Here is a 17,723-nt window from a genome sequence, read left to right on the forward strand (position 1 = left end):
GTGAGCGATATTTTAGTGCCGGCAATGGGAGAATCTATCACGGAAGGAACAATTTCTAAATGGCTTGTCAAGGAAGGGGATTCCGTAGGCCAGGGGGATGTTCTACTGGAACTGGAAACGGATAAAGTCAATCTGGAAATTAGTGCAGAAGAAGCGGGAGTTGTCCAGAAAATCCTTCGTCAGGAGGGAGAGACTGTGTCCATCGGTGAAGCTCTTGGCTTGATTGAAAGCGGCGGCAGTGGTAACACAGGGGGGGCCGGTGCTGAAGAAGCAGCAGCGACCAAAGCGCCGGAAGCACCACCCGTAGCGACTACACCGGCTACTGCAGTAGCAGAAAAGGCTGCACCGCCTATTCCGTCTAATAGTAACGGGGGAAATCAGACGGCATCTCCATCCGCCCGCAAGCTGGCGCGTGAACGCGGAATTGATCTGGAGCAGGTACAGGGAAAAGACCCGCTCGGACGTGTGTTCCAGGGAGATGTTAAAACGCATACGAACAGCGCTGAGTTTGCGCGTGCGACATCGACTGCACCTGCATCTTCGGCTACCAACAAGCCTGCGGCTCCGTCTCCATCTCAAACGGAGTACAGTAAGCCTGTCGAACGGCAACGGATGTCTCGTCGTAGAGCGACGATTGCCAAGCGCCTTGTTGAGGCACAACAAACAGCCGCTATGCTTACCACTTTTAATGAAGTGGATATGACCGCCATTCTCGATGTTCGTAAACGCCGTAAAGATAAGTTCAAGGAGAAGCATGATGTAGGGCTCGGTTTTATGTCCTTCTTTACGAAAGCAGTGGTTGGCGCCCTCAAGCAATTCCCTACCGTGAATGCCGAAATTAACGGCGATGATATCGTACTGAAAAAATACTATGATATCGGGATTGCTGTGTCTGCCAAGGAAGGTTTGGTCGTGCCAGTTGTACGGGACGCTGATCGTCTCGGCTTTGCAGAAATTGAGAAAAGCATTGCAGAATTGGCTGGCAAAGCGCGCTCCAACTCGCTTTCTCTGGCAGATTTGCAGGGCGGGACCTTTACCATTACCAATGGGGGTATTTTTGGGTCCCTGCTGTCTACGCCAATTCTGAACACGCCGCAGGTGGGTATTTTGGGAATGCACAAAATCCAGCTTCGTCCGATTGCAATTGACGAGGAACGTATGGAAAATCGTCCGATGATGTATATCGCCTTGTCTTACGATCACCGGATTATTGATGGTAGCGAAGCGGTTCGCTTCCTGGTAACCGTCAAAGAATTGCTGGAAGATCCGGAATCTCTGTTGCTGGAGGGATAATAAATATCCAGGAATTTTGTGTAGGGAAAAGCAGGCTCTTGCGGGTCTGCTTTTTTTCCTGCATAGTAATACCATAAGATTCAGACCTAATAGGCACACAGATGCAGAGAAGGGTGGGGAATGTTTTGGATAAAGATTTGCGCTACCCGATTGGGCCGTTCGTCGTTCCAGATACCATTACAGAAGAGCAGCTTCTAGCATGGGTTCACGACATTGCTGAACTGCCTTCACGGCTCCGTCAAGCAGTCGAGGGATTGAATGAGCAGCAGCTTAATACGCCTTATCGTGAAGGGGGATGGACGATAAGGCAGGTTGTTCATCATTTGGCAGACAGCCATATGAACAGCTATATTCGTTTTAAGCTGGCGCTGACGGAGGATACACCGACGATCAAGCCATACGATGAGGGACGTTGGGCCGAAATACCGGATGCCAGAGAGCTACCACCGGAACCCTCGCTGCAATTGCTGGAAGGGCTTCATGAACGGTGGGTGACCGTGTTGCGATCGTTAGGAGAAGAGCAACTGCATCGAACGTTTATTCATCCTGAATCGGGTCAGACGATCCGGCTCGAACGAAACATCGGCATCTATGCCTGGCACGGCAAACATCATACAGCTCATATTACCTCCCTGAGAGAACGGAATGCGTGGTGATTTGCATAAAAAAAGAAACCTTCAAACTCACTTTAACTGTGGTTTTGAAGGTTTCTCTTTATTAAGAGGTCGCTGCCACGTTAACATGACGATCCAGCCAGTCAACAATGTCATTCATGACTTCATCGCGGTTGGTTTCATGCAGCATCTCATGGCGGCCATCAGGGTAGAGGCGGTATTCCACATCCTGAAACTCCAGGCTTTGATACATATCTACCAGCGACAATACACCTTTACCGAACAATCCTACCGGATCACGGTCCCCGGCAAATATGTAGACCGGCAGTTTAGGATTAATGTTTTCCAGTGAGGAAGGCCAATGGATTTCTTGCAGCAACCTGAAAAAATCAAGGAAGAAGCTTGTCGTACAGATGGCTCCACACAGCGGATCATGTACGAATTGATCTACTTCCTCTGGATCACGGGATAGCCAGTCGAATGCCGTACGCACCGGACGAAAGGCACGGTTAAAACCGCCGAAGACCATCGCATTGAGCAGCATGCTGCGATGATCCATTCCTTGCAGCTTGGCTTGCAGCAGGGCAACCTGCTCCCCGAGTTTCAGCAGACCACGCCGCCCGTTCGTTCCCGATAACATAAACCCATGATATACGTGCCTGTCGTCATACATTATTTTCTGGGTTAAAAAGGACCCCATGCTGTGACCCAGCAAAAAACGTGGCAGATCAGGGAACTCCTTAGCCACAATTTCGCCCAGCTCCAGCATGCCGTTTGCCATTCGATTGAACGCATCTGTTCCCGGCATACCAAGCTTATGGGGATCACCAGCTGTGCGCCCGTGACCGATATGATCGTTGGCATACACACCGTAGCCGGAAGCAGTGAGCTTCTCTGCCAGTCGGATATAGCGGTAAGACCTCTCACACATCCCATGTGAAATTTGTACAATCCCCTTTAGGGGCATCTGTTGATCGGGCAGCCAGCGGTAGGCAAAAAGCTCGGTTCCATCATTTTCTGCGATGGTAAAGGTGTATTCCCGCATAATTAGACATCACATCCTTTAAGCTTTAAGGAAGATAAGATCTAAGTACGGTCATTTGGCCATTCAATGTGTAACCGTTGAGATTGGCAGGCAGCAGGAAGCAATCTCCAGCTTTACAGGAAAGAGACTCGGCATTATCGTCCCACGCTAGGGTACCACTGCCTTCGCAAATGACGAGAATCATAAAGCTGTCTTTCGTTGTAGAAAGCGACCAGCTTCCATCTACGATACCCTTTTCCACGACAAAATACTCACAGGCTGCAAGCTGGAGCCATTCACCCGGCTGTAAACCGCCCGTTTTCATTGTTGTTGCGCCTGCACCTTCGTATGAGGTCACATTGAGGGAATCCTCAATATGCAACTCACGGGGCTTGCCATCCAAACCAGGACGGTTATAGTCATATAACCGATAGGTCGTATCCGAATTTTGCTGGATTTCAGCAACGACAACACCCGCACACAGCGCATGTACAGTTCCAGCCGGAATGAAGAATGTATCGCCTGCTTCAACAGGGACCTGACGCAGACTGCCGAGGATGTCTCCGCTTTCAAGAGCTGTACGCAAACTTTCGCGTGTTACACCTTCGGTCAGACCATAAATGATTTTTGCATCCGGCTTGGCATCAAGCACATACCACATTTCGGTTTTTCCAAGCTCTCCGGCCGGAAGTCCCTCATAATCATCAGTCGGATGTACCTGTACGGACAAATCATCATTGCAATCCAGCAGCTTGATCAGAAGCGGGAAGCGGCCACCTTTTTCCGATACTCCTTTGGCTCCAAGCCATTCCTGTCCATAGATTTCGCGGATTTCATCCAGCCCTTTGCCTGCAAGCTCGCCATTGATGACTGTTGTGGTTCCATTCGGATGATCAGCAATCATCCATCCTTCGCCAATATGTCCTTCTGGTGGGGTTAGACCAAATTGTTCCAATGCTCGTCCTCCCCAGACTCTTTCTTTAAATTCAGGTTGAAATTGCAGCGGGTATGGCTTTAGCATAATTTCTCTCCTCCATGAATGGGTATTGAGTGCACAACAGACATCTCTTACGACTTTCAAAATGATATATGTAAGGCGGCTGGAAAAAGCCGCTCATAACCTGGATAAGTTGGCTTGGAAAGCCGATACGCTATTTTTTTTCAATCGCCACCAAATATGGCGAGGTGTCCCGTTGTAATTGACGGTAAATAATACTTTGGCCGATAGAGACGGGAAGAGCAGAAGCCCATTGAAGGACGGCTTCAGCCTCTTCATTGCCTCCAGCGTGTCCTGGATATAGTACGGAGGTCAGAATGCCGCGTGGTCGCAGCAGCTGCAGGGCTGCTTCAAGCGCGGCGAGCGTAGTGTCCGTATGCGTGATGACAGATGAATCGGCGCCCTCGGAAGGCAAGTAGCCTAGGTTAAACATAACCGCAGCGACTTTGCCATGCAGCTCGTTGGGAATAGCCTTCCTCATTTGCTCATGACCCTGCAGCAGCAAGGATACCTCTGCTATTGAGGAGGAGACATTTTCTCCCAGCCGCCGCCGGGCGAGTTGCAATGCTTCCTGCTGAATGTCGAAGCCGTAAACACGGCCCCGTTTGCCAGCGGCTTTTGCCAGAAACAGTGTATCTGCCCCAGTACCGACAGTGGCATCTATAGCAGCATCACCTGGCTGCACACGCGCAGCCACCAATTGATGAGCATAGCTCAAGACAGATAGGAAACCCATTTAAGGCTGCCTCCAGTATTTGCCCTGCCACGTTTCACGTGATTTCAGCTCATCATCAATGGCGTTAAGCACTTCCCATTTCTTGAGCGACCACATGGGTCCCATCAGCAGATCGCGGGGAGCATCCCCGGTCAGCCGATGAACGATCATCTCGGGTGGCAAAAATTCCAGGGTATCGACGATCAGCTTAACGTATTCGTCCCTCTCCAGAAAGCGTAGCAATCCCGCTTCATACTGCTTGACCATCGGCGTTTTGCGCATGAGATGCAGCAAATGTATTTTAATACCTTGCACGTCCATAGCCGCTACTGCGCGTCCCGTATCGAGCATCATTTCATGCGTCTCCTGCGGGAGCCCATAAATAATGTGGGCACACACGCGAATATTGCGCTTGCGCAGCTTTTCCACCGCATCTAGATAGCATTGAGTGTCATGAGCACGGTTAATCAGCTCTGAAGTGGATTCATGGACGGTTTGCAGCCCCATTTCGATCCACAGGTACGTGCGCTCGTTCAATTCGGCAAGGTAATCCACGACATCGTCAGGCAGGCAATCAGGGCGGGTAGCGATGGACAGACCCACAACCCCAGGCTGCTCCAGAATAACCTCAAAGTATTCCCGCAATTCCTCGACGGGGGCATACGTATTGGTGTAGGCTTGGAAATAGCCAATATATTTGGCGTTTGGCCATTTTAAATGCTGACGATCCCGAATCGTATTGAACTGGGTGACCAGGTCATCACGGCGACGTCCGGCAAAATCACCTGATCCGCGCGCGCTGCAAAAAGTGCAGCCTCCTTTGGCAATAGATCCATCGCGATTCGGACAAGTAAAACCTGCATCCAGCATAACTTTAAACACTTTATTTTGAAATTGCTCGCGCATTTCGTAATTCCAAGTATGGAACCGTTTATCTCCCCATAGCAGAGGAGCAGGCAACAAATCTGTTTTCATGGGTGAACTCCTTTTTTTTACGATCACCTTATTGTAACAAAAATCAGTCTTAATTGGGAATCACTTGGGCGAGGAAGGCAATAAAAAGTGCGGATTTTATTGGATTCGGGATTGAAAAAGGTTACACGATGTGTTATATTGTAAGCGGTACCAGACATACAATATAAGGACTGTTTTCGAACCTGAAAATAAAAGTTATCCATTGGCTAATGATTATTTTCTGGGATACAGCTATGCTGTTTCTATCGCCTGCTTTAGGGGAAATGCACGTCGGTTCCATCACTAATAACCCGTGAGGTGATCTTTTATGAATGCGCAGGATAAAACACGTATGGATAAAGTTACTGTTGAGTTAACCTTTGATGAGGCGTTGGCGCTGACTGGTGTCCGTTTTGGACAGGATCGTCAGATTGGAACGGCTGCACGTCAAAAAATCAGAGCGGCTTGCCAAAAGACAATTGATTTTTCACCTGCTGATGGGGTAGACTATGAACAATTAAATTAGTTGGACCCCAATCCAAATATATTGAAAAAGGAATTTCATTTCCGTATCTTCAAGCGGGGGTGGAATTCCTTTTTCCTTGATAACAGAGTATATGGAGGAGTAACATGCGTTTACGCGGAAGAAAAGGAATAAGGGAAAGCCTGGAAGAACAACAGGATCTGGTCATCTTGGAGCCAGCACAGTATAAAGGAAAGTGGCAGCAGCTTTTCGGCAATGATCGTCCGATTCATGTGGAATTTGGCATGGGCAAAGGACAATTTATTAGCCAAATGAGCTTCCGGAATCCGGACATCAACTACATTGGCTTTGATATGTATGATGAGTTGGTGCGACGTGCAACGGAAAAGTCTCGCCTGGCCTGGAGCGACACAGAGGTCGGCACCCCACCCAATATCAAGTTGGCACTTGCAAACATTGAACAGATTGAGAATGTTTTTGAACCTGGAGAAATTGAACGCATTTATCTGAATTTTAGTGATCCCTGGCCTAAAACCAAGCATGCGCGCCGTCGTTTGACGCATCCGCGCTTTTTGGACAAATACCGTCAGCTTTTAAACAGCAGAGGACAAATTCATTTTAAGACCGATTCGGAGACACTGTTTGAGTTTTCCCTGAATTCATTTGCCGACAGTGGTCTGCAAATGACGAATATTTCGTTAAACCTTCATCGTGAAGGGATTAACGAGGAGCATGTTATGACGGAATATGAACAAAAATTTATGGGTAAAGGTATGAATATCCATCGTGTAGAGGTGCTGATTGGCAAAGACGCTTTGGAGGAGTATGGGAAAACGCGTCTTGAAAAGTACGGAAAGTAAAGCGAATAGCGATAAAACGATTAAAATAAAGCGGGGTGCTTCCTTTTTAGGAAAGCACCCTGTTTGGTTCCATTATATCCAAAATACTCTGTGCGCTCTGAAGAGGATAATATCGTGCTACATTATGGACGTGCTCCTGTCGCTTGCGAACGATTTCCGGAAAATCGTGTAGTAACCGATTCATCCATTTAACGACGACATCCAGCGAAGTAATCGGTTCTCCGAAGCCTTGAGCCGTAAAGTATTGACAATTTTCCTCCTCCTGTCCGGGAAGAGGTTTGTGAAACAGCATCGGAATCCCTTTGGCTAATCCCTCGGTACATGTCATTCCGCCGGGTTTGGTAATAAGAAGATTCGATACCTCCATTAATTTGTCGATTTCCCGTGTGAATCCAAAGATATGAATATTTGGATGATTGAAACGGGGGTCCATCTGCATTTTACGACGAATTTTATCGTTATGACCCAAACAAAAAATAAATTGAATGTTTTCTCTCCAATCGGTAAGCGAGCGATGAATAACTTCGTCGTTCATAAGGCCCCAGCCGCCACCCATAACGAGTACGGTCGGGATAGGTTTAAGGCCAAATTGTTCCCGAATTTCATCGTGCCCCGGATGTTCCCAAAAATTTGGATGAACCGGAATACCGGTCACCTGGATTTTCGACACGGGTACTCCGCGCGCGCGCAGCTTGCGCATGACTTCAGGCGTAGATACAAAGTACCGATCAACCTCGGGACTGATCCATGTTCCATGTGCATCATAGTCTGTGATGACAGTACAAAGCGGAACATGTAAGCCTAAGCGCTTTAAGCGTGAAATCACCGCGCTCGGGATAGGATGAGTACATACCACCAAATCGGGACGAAGCTGTCGGAGAATGTTTCGGGTCTGTGTGTAGAACAGACGGTGCAAAGCGAGCGTTGTAAGACGGTTTAATGATTTTTTGTACTGATGACGGTAAACCAATCCGACTAGGCGAGGCTGCGATACAACAGTCTTCTTGTATGCTGTAATAATAAGCGGGGCCATTCTTGGATTCAAAAAGCTCCCCAGCTCCAGCACTCGGGTCTGCACATTCGGAGATAGCTTCCGCAAGCTGCTTGAGAGCGCGTATGCAGCCTGAGTATGTCCGGCACCGAAACCTTCCGATAATAATAACACTCGTTTTTTAGCCACTCTCATTTCACCTGTTCCTGCTGGGATGTTCTCAATCATACCATAGCGGCTTTAAGGCCAGAATGCAACCGTTCCGATTGCTGCAGAAGTTCCAATAACCGCTCCAGCAAGTACATCCGTGGGATAGTGGAGTCCCAGGTAAATCCGGGAAAAACCTACAATCAGCGCTATAGGCAACAGCGGCAGGGTAAGCATTGGTGACTGAAGCATAAAAGGAACGGTAGCCGAAAAAATAGCGGTTGTATGTCCTGAGGGAAAGGAATGATCCGACAGGGGGTTGCGAAAGGTATTCGTACCCGGTAGCGCCAAATACGGGCGAATCCGCGGATACAGTTTTTTGACGATTGCTACGGGGATATGACTGACCCCCAAAGCAATGGCTCCCTTCATACCGGTATCCTTCCATGGATTCGGAGCGAGCCACCAAATAAGTAACGTAGAGGCTATTGTAAAGGTAGCCCCGCCCAGATGTGTGAGATAATAAAGCCAGAAGTTCAAAAAACGGTTGTGTAAGCGTCCGTTGATCCATTTGAACAACTGCTGCTCCAGATTTACAAGTTTTACGACTAGACGTTGCATTTGGTTTCCTCCGGTTGCCGTTTCAGGTAGGTCGGCAAATATTTTCAATCACTTTGACAGAATAAGGCCATAAGTAATTATTCTCTTGCTCCCATCATATTTTTAAACGCTATGCATTTCAAGAATCACCACTTACATGGTTCAATTCTACACAAAAATGTTTAAGAAATATAAGCTGAATTGTATAACTTTCTTTGCGTTCATCCGTCTAATAAGATAGAGTGGTTAGAAGTGGTTCCTAATTGGCCCACAAAAAGGAGGGACCAAAGAAATAAAAAGTTAGCAAATGGACGAAAATAAGACCTACGCGTTATGAATGAGAGGCTCAGCGTCGCATTCCCTGCTTAAACGGGAATTTGTCGTGTTTTTTTGCTGCTGAGACCAGTTTTAAGGCTTTGACAAAAGTTTGAAAACCAACGAAAATCGTAATGGCATTCCTGTGTCAGCCAAAAAGGGGGCTGCGCACAGCCAATGAAGAAAGCAAGGGTCGGGTCAAAATTACAGAAAAGGCGCACAAAAGCGCCGGAACTTGCGCTACACAGATAGAAAATAAATAAACGCAAGATTTTTAAAGGGGTATAAAAAGGGGGTAACAAGAGATTATGTTAGACGCTATTTTCGTGACGCTCCAGATTATACTGGCGTTGATCGCTGTCTATCAGTTTGCATTCTCCTTGTTCGGGTTGGTACGCAAAAAAAGAAAAGCGCATGCGGCTCCAGAAAAGTCATTTGCCATTTTAGTCGCTGCCCACAATGAAGAACAAGTTGTTGGAGCATTGATGGAAAACTTGAAGGAGCTTGACTATCCGAAGGAACTATACGATGTATTCGTGATTTGTGATAACTGTACGGATAAGACAGCGGACATCGTTCGCGCTCACGGTATGAATGCTTGTGAACGTACGAATCCGAATTTGCGTGGTAAAGGCTACGCCATCGAGTGGATGCTCAAGGAATTATGGGCTATGCCGCGCCAATATGATGCCATTGTCATGTTTGATGCTGACAATTTGGCGCATACCAATTTTTTGAGTGAAATGAACAATGATTTGTGCACAGGTGCCCGTGTTATCCAAGGGTACATTGATACCAAAAATCCTGAGGATTCTTGGATCACAGCCGCATACGGTGTATCTTACTGGTACATCAACCGTCTGTGGCAGCTGTCACGTCACAACCTGAATATGGCTAATTTTCTTGGTGGTACAGGCATGTGCTTTGAAACGAATTTGCTCAAGGAAATGGGTTGGGGTGCAACAAGTCTGGTAGAGGATTTGGAATTCACCATGCGTTGCACACAACGCAATGTATATCCAAGATTTAATTACGATGCCAAGGTATATGATGAGAAGCCGTTGACGTTCAAAGCTTCGTCCAGACAGCGTCTGCGCTGGATGCAGGGTCATTTTACGGTCGCTCGTCGTTATTTCTTCCCGCTGCTGTGGCAAAGTATCAAGCATAGAAGCCTGATTAAATTCGATATGGCTCTTTATGGTTTGAACGTGTATATCGTACTGTTCACCTTCTTGATGACAGTAGCGATGTGGGTAGATATTGGATTATTTGGTGGACCCAATATTGAAAATATCTATGTACAATTCCCTGCTTGGACCGGTTTTGTGGCTGTGAGTCTGAATATTATCACCTTTTTGATCGCCATGATCCTGGAAAAGGTCACGTTCAAAAAAGTATATCTTTACTTGCTGCTGTTCCCAGTCTATTTGGTTTCGTGGTATCCAATTACGTTCTATGCGTTCTTCACACAGAACAACAAGCAATGGAGCCACACTCAGCATACGCGTGTCGTTCGTCTGGAAGAGGTTCAGAGCAAGCAAGGATAGTTGCGGAGCGGGACCAATGTACCCGACCGGTGAGGTGTTACTTGTTTCTTGGAAAAGTGTTGACACCTCACCTGCAACATGATAGGATATATGAGTATGTTAATGAAAAATACGGATTAACAAGCAGAAGGTCCGACTTCTCACCTGTCCGGTATTGCCGGCTGGTCATGATCCAATGATTTGTGAATTGAACTTTCATGATGAATTGAGTATCAGACAGGGATGTCGGCTGCATAGTCGTCATCCCTTTTTTGTGTCTACACACAAAATACAAAAATAACAGGTTCTGGAGGTGGAGGGTTATTAGTAAGGAACATATGATCAATGATGAGATTCGGGTGAGAGAAGTACGTCTGGTTGGTGCGAACGGGGAACAAATCGGGATTAAACCGACTCGTGAAGCTCTGCAAATGGCGATTGACGCAAACTTGGATCTCGTGAACGTGGCGCCTCAAGCGAAGCCGCCCGTGTGTCGGATTATGGATTACGGAAAATTCCGCTATGAGCAACAGAAGAAAGAAAAGGAAGCCCGTAAGAACCAGAAGATCGTTGACATCAAAGAGGTATGGTTCCGTTCCAACATCGAGGAGCATGACTACCAGACCAAGTTTCGCAATGTGGTGAAGTTCCTGAATGAAGGCGACAAGGTGAAATGCTCCGTTCGTTTCCGCGGTCGTGAGATTACCCATGCTAATGTGGGACAAAAAATTCTTGAGCGTGTGAAAACGGAAGTTGCTGATCTTTGTACCGTGGAGCGCCAACCCAAGCTCGAAGGACGCAGCATGATTATGATATTGGCTCCAAAGAGTCAATGATAAATTAAGGAGGAAGTTCAATGCCTAAAATGAAAACACATAGCAGCCTTAAAGGCCGCTTCAAGATTACCGGTACTGGTAAAGTAACTCGTTACAAAGCTTATAGAAATCACCTGCTTTCCCACAAATCCAAACGCGCAAAACGTGTTCTGGGTACTAACCCTGAGATGGCACCTGGGGATGTTAGACGTCTGAAACAAGGTCTTGCTAACCTCAAATAGCATATAGCTCGGCAATGAATAAAGCATAAACATTATTTGGGAGGTCTTTTGATATGGCAAGAGTAAAGGGCGGATTCGTCGTTCGTCGTCGTCATAAAAAAGTATTGAAGCTTGCTAAAGGTTATTTTGGTTCTAAACACCGCATTTTTAAAACAGCTAACGAGCAGGTAATGAAATCGCTTGTTTACGCATACCGTGACCGTCGTCAGACGAAACGTAATTTCCGCAGACTGTGGATCGTGCGTATCAATGCAGCAGCTCGTTTGAATGGTTTGTCTTACAGCAAACTGATGCACGGCCTGAAATTGGCTGGTGTGGACATTAATCGCAAAATCTTGGCTGATCTTGCAGTCAACGATATCAATGCGTTCAATTCTTTGGCAACTGTTGCTAAAGGCAAAATCAACGCTTAATTATTGAGCGTGGAGACCGCGAATGTGGTAAAAAGGTATCCCAAGCAGTAAGCTGTGTAGGGATGCCTTTTTTTGTACCTATAAAGTGATACGAAAAGGCTTGTTTTCTCCAAAATACGAATAAATATGACGTGTAATGGCAGAATGTATGCTTTTTTTTAATTTTGTAACGCTTACATTTATGAAAATCCAAAAAAAATTGACCCCAGGTTATTAATTATCTAGATTTTAGCCGATCATAATTGTATAATCTCTAAAGTAAGTCTTCTGTACGATCTGTCTCGTCAGTAAATGACATGTATAGCATGTACCATTTTCAAAGAAAAAGAGACAGTTCCAGGGATCTAACACTAAGGGGGAACAGTATCAGCATGAAGAAAATGTTCAGTATGTCTTTGGTTATGCTGCTGGCGATCTCGGTCATTCTCGCAGGCTGCGGTAACAAAAATCAAGGTGCGTCCAACGCAAGTGGTGGAGACACAGGCAGTTCTGCCAAAACATCAAATGTCCAAATCGGCATGGTTACAGATGTGGGTGGAGTAAACGACAAATCGTTTAACCAATCTGCTTGGGAAGCACTGCAAGCGACTGGGAAAGATACAGGTGCTAAAGTTAAATACCTGCAAAGTAAATCGGATCAAGATTATATTCCTAACCTGAACCAATTTGTTAAGGGTGATTTTAACCTGACTTGGGGAATCGGTTTTAATCTGGCGAATGCGATTGGACAAGTAGCAAAAGAAAACCCGAACAAAAATCTGGCGATTATCGACAGTGTCGTGGATGCGCCTAACGTAAAATCGGTTGTTTTTGCTGAAAATGAAGGTTCCTTCCTGGTGGGGGTTGTAGCTGGAAAGCTTACCAAAACAAACAAAATTGGTTTTGTGGGTGGACAAGACAGCCCGCTGATCAAGCGTTTTGAAAAGGGCTTTGAAGCGGGGATTAAAGCTGTAAATCCAAATGCAAAATTGGAAGTAAACTACACAGGCGCATTTGATAAGCCGGATCTGGGTAAAGCAGCGGCTGCAACGATCTACAATGACGGTGCGGACATTATTTTCCACGCAGCTGGCGGATCGGGTACAGGCGTATTTAACGAAGCACTCGCACGTAAGCAACAAGGGCAGCAAGTATGGGTTATCGGTGTAGATAAAGACCAATCCCTTGAGTTTGGTGACGACGTAACGTTGACATCCATGGTGAAACATGTGGATGAAGCTGTAAAACGTGTATCTAAGGAAGTTGTTGACGGTAAGTTCAAGGGTGGTGTTGAAACACTGACTTTGAAGGATAACGGAATCGGTCTGGCGGATACATCGACGAAAAATGTCCCTAAAGACGTACTTGATCTTGTAGAACAATATAAGCAAAAAATTATTAAAGGCGAAATTACAGTTCCTTCGAAATAATTGGATTTGAAGAACATAGAGGTGGAGACAAGGCTGGTTCATAAGACTAGCCTTGTTCTTACGTCTGGAGTTATACGAATCATAAAGGTCAGTCAGCTCATTGGAGCACATACTATAAAGTGTATAAGGGTGATTTCATGGATGCAGCGACCCCCGTCGTTGAGTTGAAGAACATTACAAAACGATTCCCTGGCATCGTTGCCAACGACTCTATCAGCATCAAGCTGCATAAGGGAGAAATTCATGCCCTTTTGGGCGAGAATGGCGCGGGTAAATCTACGCTTATGAATATTCTTTTCGGACTGTATCAGCCGGAAGAAGGGACGATTGAAGTCGGTGGTAAACCAGTGCAGATTGATAGCCCCAATAAGGCGATTGATCTGGGGATCGGCATGGTGCATCAGCATTTTAAGCTTGTACAGCCGTTTACCGTTACCGAAAATATTGTCTTGGGCTCCGAGCCTCGTAAGGGTCTGAAAATCAATTATAAAAAGGCTGCCGCCGAAGTACAGAGGTTGTCTGAGCAATATGGCCTGCAGGTAAACCCGAATGCCAAAATTGAGGATATATCGGTCGGTATGCAGCAACGTGTGGAAATTATCAAAACTCTCTATCGCGGTGCAGATATTCTCATTTTCGACGAGCCTACAGCAGTACTAACACCACAAGAAATCACTGAGCTGCTGGACATTATGAAGCGCTTGGTAGCTGAAGGTAAATCTATCATTCTTATCACGCATAAGCTCAAAGAAATCATGCAAATTGCAGATACAGTTACCATTATTCGTCGAGGTCAGGTTATTGATACGGTCAAAACGTCAGCAACAACACCGAATGAGCTGGCCGAGAAAATGGTAGGTCGTCGTGTGTCCTTTAAAGTGGACAAGCAGCGTGCACAGCCAGGACAGACTGTACTGGAAATGAACAATGTGGTCTCTAAAAACAAGGATGGCATTAGTGTTCTGAATGAGTTGAACCTGAAGGTTAAGGCGGGCGAAATTTTGGGGATTGCTGGCGTAGACGGCAATGGACAAAGTGAGCTGATTGAAGCCTTGACAGGCTTGCGCAAGGTCGATGGTGGAAGCATTCAATTGCTTGGGCAAGAGATTACAAATCAGTCGCCACGCAAAATTTCCGAGGCAGGTGTTTCGCATATACCGGAGGACCGCCATAAACATGGGCTGGTGCTTGATTTTTCCATGAGTGAAAATATGGTGCTGGAGACGTATTATCAAGCACCATACAGTAAAAATGGCTTTTTGAACAAAGAAGCGATCGATAAACAGGCAAAAAGTCTCATCGAGAAGTTCGATGTAAGAACACCAGATATTCACACAAAGGCAAGAGCGTTGTCTGGGGGAAATCAGCAAAAGGCTATCATTGCGCGTGAAATTGACAAGAACCCGGATCTTCTTATTGCAGCGCAGCCTACACGCGGTCTGGATGTCGGAGCCATTGAGTTTGTCCAGAAACAACTGATTGCTCAGCGGGATCAAGGTAAAGCGGTCCTTCTTATTTCTTTTGAACTGGATGAGATTATGAATGTGTCCGATCGAATTGCTGTCATCTATGAGGGCAAGATTGTCGGGGAAGTGCTGCCGGAAGAAACGAATGACCAGGAATTGGGACTTATGATGGCAGGAAGTGCAGTGAAGAAAGGAGCAGAGAATGGCTAACCTATTGAAAATATTTACGAAAGACTCCTTTGTACTGGCACTGGTCTCTATTATTTTGGGTCTTCTTCTGGGTGCTGTTGTGATGCTGATTGGCGGGTACGATCCCATTGTGGCTTATTCCGCTTTGTTTAGCCGTGTATACGGAGATTCATACAACTTTGGCGAGGCTATCCGTGAAATGACCCCATTGATTTTGACGGGGCTGGCATTTGCTTTTGCAGCTCGCGCCGGACTGTTTAACATTGGTGGTGAAGGTCAGTTTCTGGTAGGCATGACAGCCGCTTCAATCGTAGGCATCAAGCTTCATGGACTGCCTGCTATCATTCATGCTCCGCTGGCTGTAATTGCAGGGGCAGTTTTCGGTGGCCTGTGGGCTGCGATTGCGGGCTATTTGAAGGCTAAGCGAGGCGTAAATGAAGTTATTACATGCATTATGATGAACTGGATCGGTCTGTATTTGGCCAACCTGGTCATTAATCAGTTCGCATTAATGGAGGGTGAAAATCGTTCGGTCGACATTCAGCCTTCAGCTTCCATTTCCATTGATTGGTTATCGCAGATGATGGGAAATGCCCGGGTCCATTGGGGTACGGTTATTGCTTTGCTGGCGGCGGTGTTTTTCTATATTTTCATGTGGAAAACAAAGCAGGGCTATGAGCTTCGGGCTGTTGGATTTAATCAGGATGCATCCCGTTATGCTGGTATGAACGTAAACCGTAATATCGTAAAAGCGATGTTTATTAGCGGTGTTTTTGCAGGATTGGCGGGTGCATTTGAAGTGTTAGGGGTATTCCATTACCAATCCGTCATGGCCGGATCACCAGGAACCGGATTTGACGGTATCGCCGTGGCTCTGATCGGAATGAATAATCCGTTCGGCGTGCTGCTGGGCTCTGTTTTGTTCGGAACGCTTACGTATGGTTCCGCGGGGATGAGCTTTAGCGCAGATGTACCGCCCGAAATTATCCGGGTGGTCATTGGCTCGATTATTTTCTTCATTGCGGCCCAAGGAATTGTGCGTTGGGTTGTGAAGCCGCTCTACTCCAAGCGGAAGAAAGAGAAGGTGTTGTAAAATGAGTTGGTTAACACTTGGTGAATTAATCCATACAACGCTCGTTTTTGCGACGGCGATTATATTTGCGTCTCTCGGCGGAGTTTTTTCAGAAAAATCAGGTGTAACGAACCTCGGGTTGGAAGGACTTATGGTATTCGGGGCGTTTGCGGCTGGTGTCGGCGGATTTTATGCCGAACAAGCGGGGCTGGGAGGGACCTCTGCAGCTTGGGTAGGTGTGCTATCGGCTGCGGTGTTCGGTATACTGGTTTCGTTGATTCATGCTGTAGCTTCGATTACGTTTAAAGCCGATCAAGTCATAAGCGGGATTGTCATTAACTTTCTGGCGGCAGGTAGTACGCTATACATGGTCAAGCTTTTATTTGAAGGTGATGGTGACACCGGTCGTATTCAGGGTTTTAACGAAATCTCCATTCCTTATCTTGTGGATATTCCAATTGCAGGGAAAGCCATTTTCCAGGCATATCCAACGACGTACCTGGCTATTTTGTTGGTTATTATTGGATATTTCGTCTTGTATAAAACTCCGTTTGGCTTGCGTTTGCGTTCGGTTGGGGAGCATCCAGGTGCAGCGGATACAGTAGGGATCAAGGTTAATCGCCTTCGTTATATCGGCGTTATGATCAGTGGTGCGCTGGCTGGTATTGGTGGAGCTACGATCACCCTGACTACAACCAATATGTTCTCGCACAATACAGTTTCAGGCCAGGGGTATATTGCTATTGCCGCCATGATTTTTGGTAAATGGAATCCACTCGGTGCTTTTGGCGCGGCCGTGTTTTTCGGTTTTTCACAAGCTATTCGCAACTATGTACAATTGTTTGCATGGTCGCAAAGTATTCCCCAGGAAATTATTTTTATGCTGCCATATCTCTTGACGATTATTGTACTGGTAGCAGCTGTAGGCCGGTCACGGGCTCCGGCTGCATTGGGTCAACTTTATGATCCAAGCAAGCGTTAGTAACGTTAATAACTCACCAACGGCTGACTGCGGTATGTTTTAAAACTGTAAATTGGACATCTGAAAATCTGGTATCTGCATCTGCAGGTACTAGATTTTTTAGGTTGTGCAGGCATTTAAACATACGCTTCTGGTATGAAGAGAATAGAATGTGCTATGCAGATTGGACGGACGCTCGGCCCCTGTCAGCTCCAGTCTATTTTGTGGTGGTGGTGAGCTATCAAGGAGCCGTTCAATCTGTCCATTCGTTGAGAAAGAAGGAGGAAATGCGATGAAACAGGCAGTAACCAGAAAGCAGGTGGAGAAGCTTGTCGGCAAAGTCATCTTCGCTACTCGCAAGGATGGTTCCCAGGTCAGCGGCAAGCTGATCCGCATTTCGGGTAACCGACTGGTTCTTCAACCCAACCGCAAGAAAAAGGTCAACACGAAGGCGATTATTCCCCTGGTGCTGTTTGACTTGCTTGCCATCGGTACGGCCCCATACATTGGTGCCTACGGAGGTGGATATAACGGTTACGGACCAGGTTATGGTGCATCGGGATATGGTCCTCAGTCTGGTCCTGGGTACCCCGGAGTAGGTTATCCGTATTACCCCAATTTATTTTAGGATAACAA

General features: G+C 46.5%; 19 protein-coding genes. 13 read left to right on the top strand and 6 right to left on the bottom strand.

Annotated elements, in window-relative coordinates:
• Complete coding sequence (gene odhB, locus GCU48_RS18350) at positions 1–1,293, top strand: 2-oxoglutarate dehydrogenase complex dihydrolipoyllysine-residue succinyltransferase (protein WP_152381001.1); 1,293 nt, start codon at positions 1–3, stop codon at positions 1,291–1,293.
• A gap of 125 nt (positions 1,294–1,418) precedes the next feature.
• Entirely contained in the window at positions 1,419–1,949 is a 531-nt protein-coding gene (locus GCU48_RS18355; RefSeq protein ID WP_152381002.1) for a YfiT family bacillithiol transferase, read from the top strand.
• A 61-nt stretch (positions 1,950–2,010) separates the two neighbouring features.
• Here the strand turns inward: GCU48_RS18355 and GCU48_RS18360 are convergent, their stop codons facing one another.
• From GCU48_RS18360 to mnmL, 4 genes are all read right to left on the bottom strand, one after another.
• Positions 2,011–2,952 carry an alpha/beta fold hydrolase gene (locus tag GCU48_RS18360; RefSeq protein WP_152381003.1) on the bottom strand — a complete coding sequence of 314 codons (942 nt, stop codon included), beginning with the start codon at positions 2,950–2,952 and terminating at the stop codon, positions 2,011–2,013.
• Positions 2,953–2,977: 25 nt separating this feature from the next.
• Positions 2,978–3,952 (bottom strand): type I phosphomannose isomerase catalytic subunit, encoded by a 975-nt coding sequence (locus GCU48_RS18365; protein ID WP_152381004.1) that lies wholly within the window; start codon positions 3,950–3,952, stop codon positions 2,978–2,980.
• A 130-nt stretch (positions 3,953–4,082) separates the two neighbouring features.
• Positions 4,083–4,664 carry a tRNA 5-(aminomethyl)-2-thiouridylate-methyltransferase MnmM gene (mnmM, locus tag GCU48_RS18370; RefSeq protein ID WP_152381005.1) on the bottom strand — a complete coding sequence of 194 codons (582 nt, stop codon included), beginning with the start codon at positions 4,662–4,664 and terminating at the stop codon, positions 4,083–4,085.
• Positions 4,665–5,618, bottom strand: a complete 954-nt coding sequence (mnmL, locus tag GCU48_RS18375; RefSeq protein WP_025717916.1) for a tRNA modification radical SAM protein MnmL/YtqA — start codon at positions 5,616–5,618, stop codon at positions 4,665–4,667.
• A 307-nt stretch (positions 5,619–5,925) separates the two neighbouring features.
• Between mnmL and GCU48_RS18380 the strand changes: the two genes are divergently transcribed.
• Together GCU48_RS18380 and trmB are read left to right on the top strand one after the other, a co-directional pair.
• Positions 5,926–6,123, top strand: coding sequence for a hypothetical protein (locus GCU48_RS18380; RefSeq protein WP_025717917.1), 198 nt, complete (start codon positions 5,926–5,928; stop codon positions 6,121–6,123).
• A gap of 104 nt (positions 6,124–6,227) precedes the next feature.
• The gene (trmB, locus tag GCU48_RS18385) at positions 6,228–6,941 is read left to right on the top strand and encodes a tRNA (guanosine(46)-N7)-methyltransferase TrmB (protein ID WP_025717918.1); all 714 of its coding nucleotides are present in this window, start codon (positions 6,228–6,230) and stop codon (positions 6,939–6,941) included.
• 46 nt (positions 6,942–6,987) lie between these two features.
• On the opposite strand, the gene GCU48_RS18390 is transcribed toward trmB, so the two are convergent.
• A complete protein-coding gene (locus GCU48_RS18390; protein ID WP_425280853.1) occupies positions 6,988–8,121 on the bottom strand; it encodes an MGDG synthase family glycosyltransferase in 1,134 nt (377 codons plus the stop codon).
• Positions 8,122–8,172: 51 nt separating this feature from the next.
• Positions 8,173–8,700, bottom strand: a complete 528-nt coding sequence (locus tag GCU48_RS18395; RefSeq protein WP_025717920.1) for a phosphatase PAP2 family protein — start codon at positions 8,698–8,700, stop codon at positions 8,173–8,175.
• Between the two features lie 602 nt (positions 8,701–9,302).
• Here GCU48_RS18395 and GCU48_RS18400 point away from each other — a divergent pair.
• The 9 genes from GCU48_RS18400 (at position 9,303) to GCU48_RS18440 (ending at position 17,715) form a co-directional block, all read left to right on the top strand.
• Positions 9,303–10,541 (top strand): glycosyltransferase family 2 protein, encoded by a 1,239-nt coding sequence (locus GCU48_RS18400; RefSeq protein ID WP_152381007.1) that lies wholly within the window; start codon positions 9,303–9,305, stop codon positions 10,539–10,541.
• A 317-nt stretch (positions 10,542–10,858) separates the two neighbouring features.
• Positions 10,859–11,356, top strand: coding sequence for a translation initiation factor IF-3 (infC, locus tag GCU48_RS18405; protein ID WP_007429515.1), 498 nt, complete (start codon positions 10,859–10,861; stop codon positions 11,354–11,356).
• Positions 11,357–11,376: 20 nt separating this feature from the next.
• A complete protein-coding gene (gene rpmI, locus GCU48_RS18410; protein ID WP_007429516.1) occupies positions 11,377–11,577 on the top strand; it encodes a 50S ribosomal protein L35 in 201 nt (66 codons plus the stop codon).
• A 53-nt stretch (positions 11,578–11,630) separates the two neighbouring features.
• Entirely contained in the window at positions 11,631–11,990 is a 360-nt protein-coding gene (gene rplT / locus GCU48_RS18415) for a 50S ribosomal protein L20 (protein WP_007429517.1), read from the top strand.
• Positions 11,991–12,361: 371 nt separating this feature from the next.
• On the top strand, positions 12,362–13,399 hold the full coding sequence (locus GCU48_RS18420) for a BMP family lipoprotein (RefSeq protein WP_152381008.1): 1,038 nt from the start codon (positions 12,362–12,364) through the stop codon (positions 13,397–13,399).
• A 137-nt stretch (positions 13,400–13,536) separates the two neighbouring features.
• Complete coding sequence (locus GCU48_RS18425; protein ID WP_152381009.1) at positions 13,537–15,075, top strand: ABC transporter ATP-binding protein; 1,539 nt, start codon at positions 13,537–13,539, stop codon at positions 15,073–15,075.
• Positions 15,068–16,147, top strand: coding sequence for an ABC transporter permease (locus GCU48_RS18430; RefSeq protein WP_025717924.1), 1,080 nt, complete (start codon positions 15,068–15,070; stop codon positions 16,145–16,147). The genes GCU48_RS18425 and GCU48_RS18430 overlap by 8 nt, the downstream gene beginning before the upstream one ends.
• Position 16,148: 1 nt before the next feature.
• A complete protein-coding gene (locus tag GCU48_RS18435) occupies positions 16,149–17,108 on the top strand; it encodes an ABC transporter permease (RefSeq protein WP_025717925.1) in 960 nt (319 codons plus the stop codon).
• 271 nt (positions 17,109–17,379) lie between these two features.
• Positions 17,380–17,715: a hypothetical protein gene (locus tag GCU48_RS18440; RefSeq protein WP_152381010.1), complete on the top strand. Its 336-nt coding sequence runs from the start codon at positions 17,380–17,382 to the stop codon at positions 17,713–17,715.
• Positions 17,716–17,723: the final 8 nt, after the last annotated feature.

Origin of the sequence: Paenibacillus brasilensis, from assembly GCF_009363115.1 — a bacterium.
Lineage (GTDB): Bacteria > Bacillota > Bacilli > Paenibacillales > Paenibacillaceae > Paenibacillus > Paenibacillus brasilensis.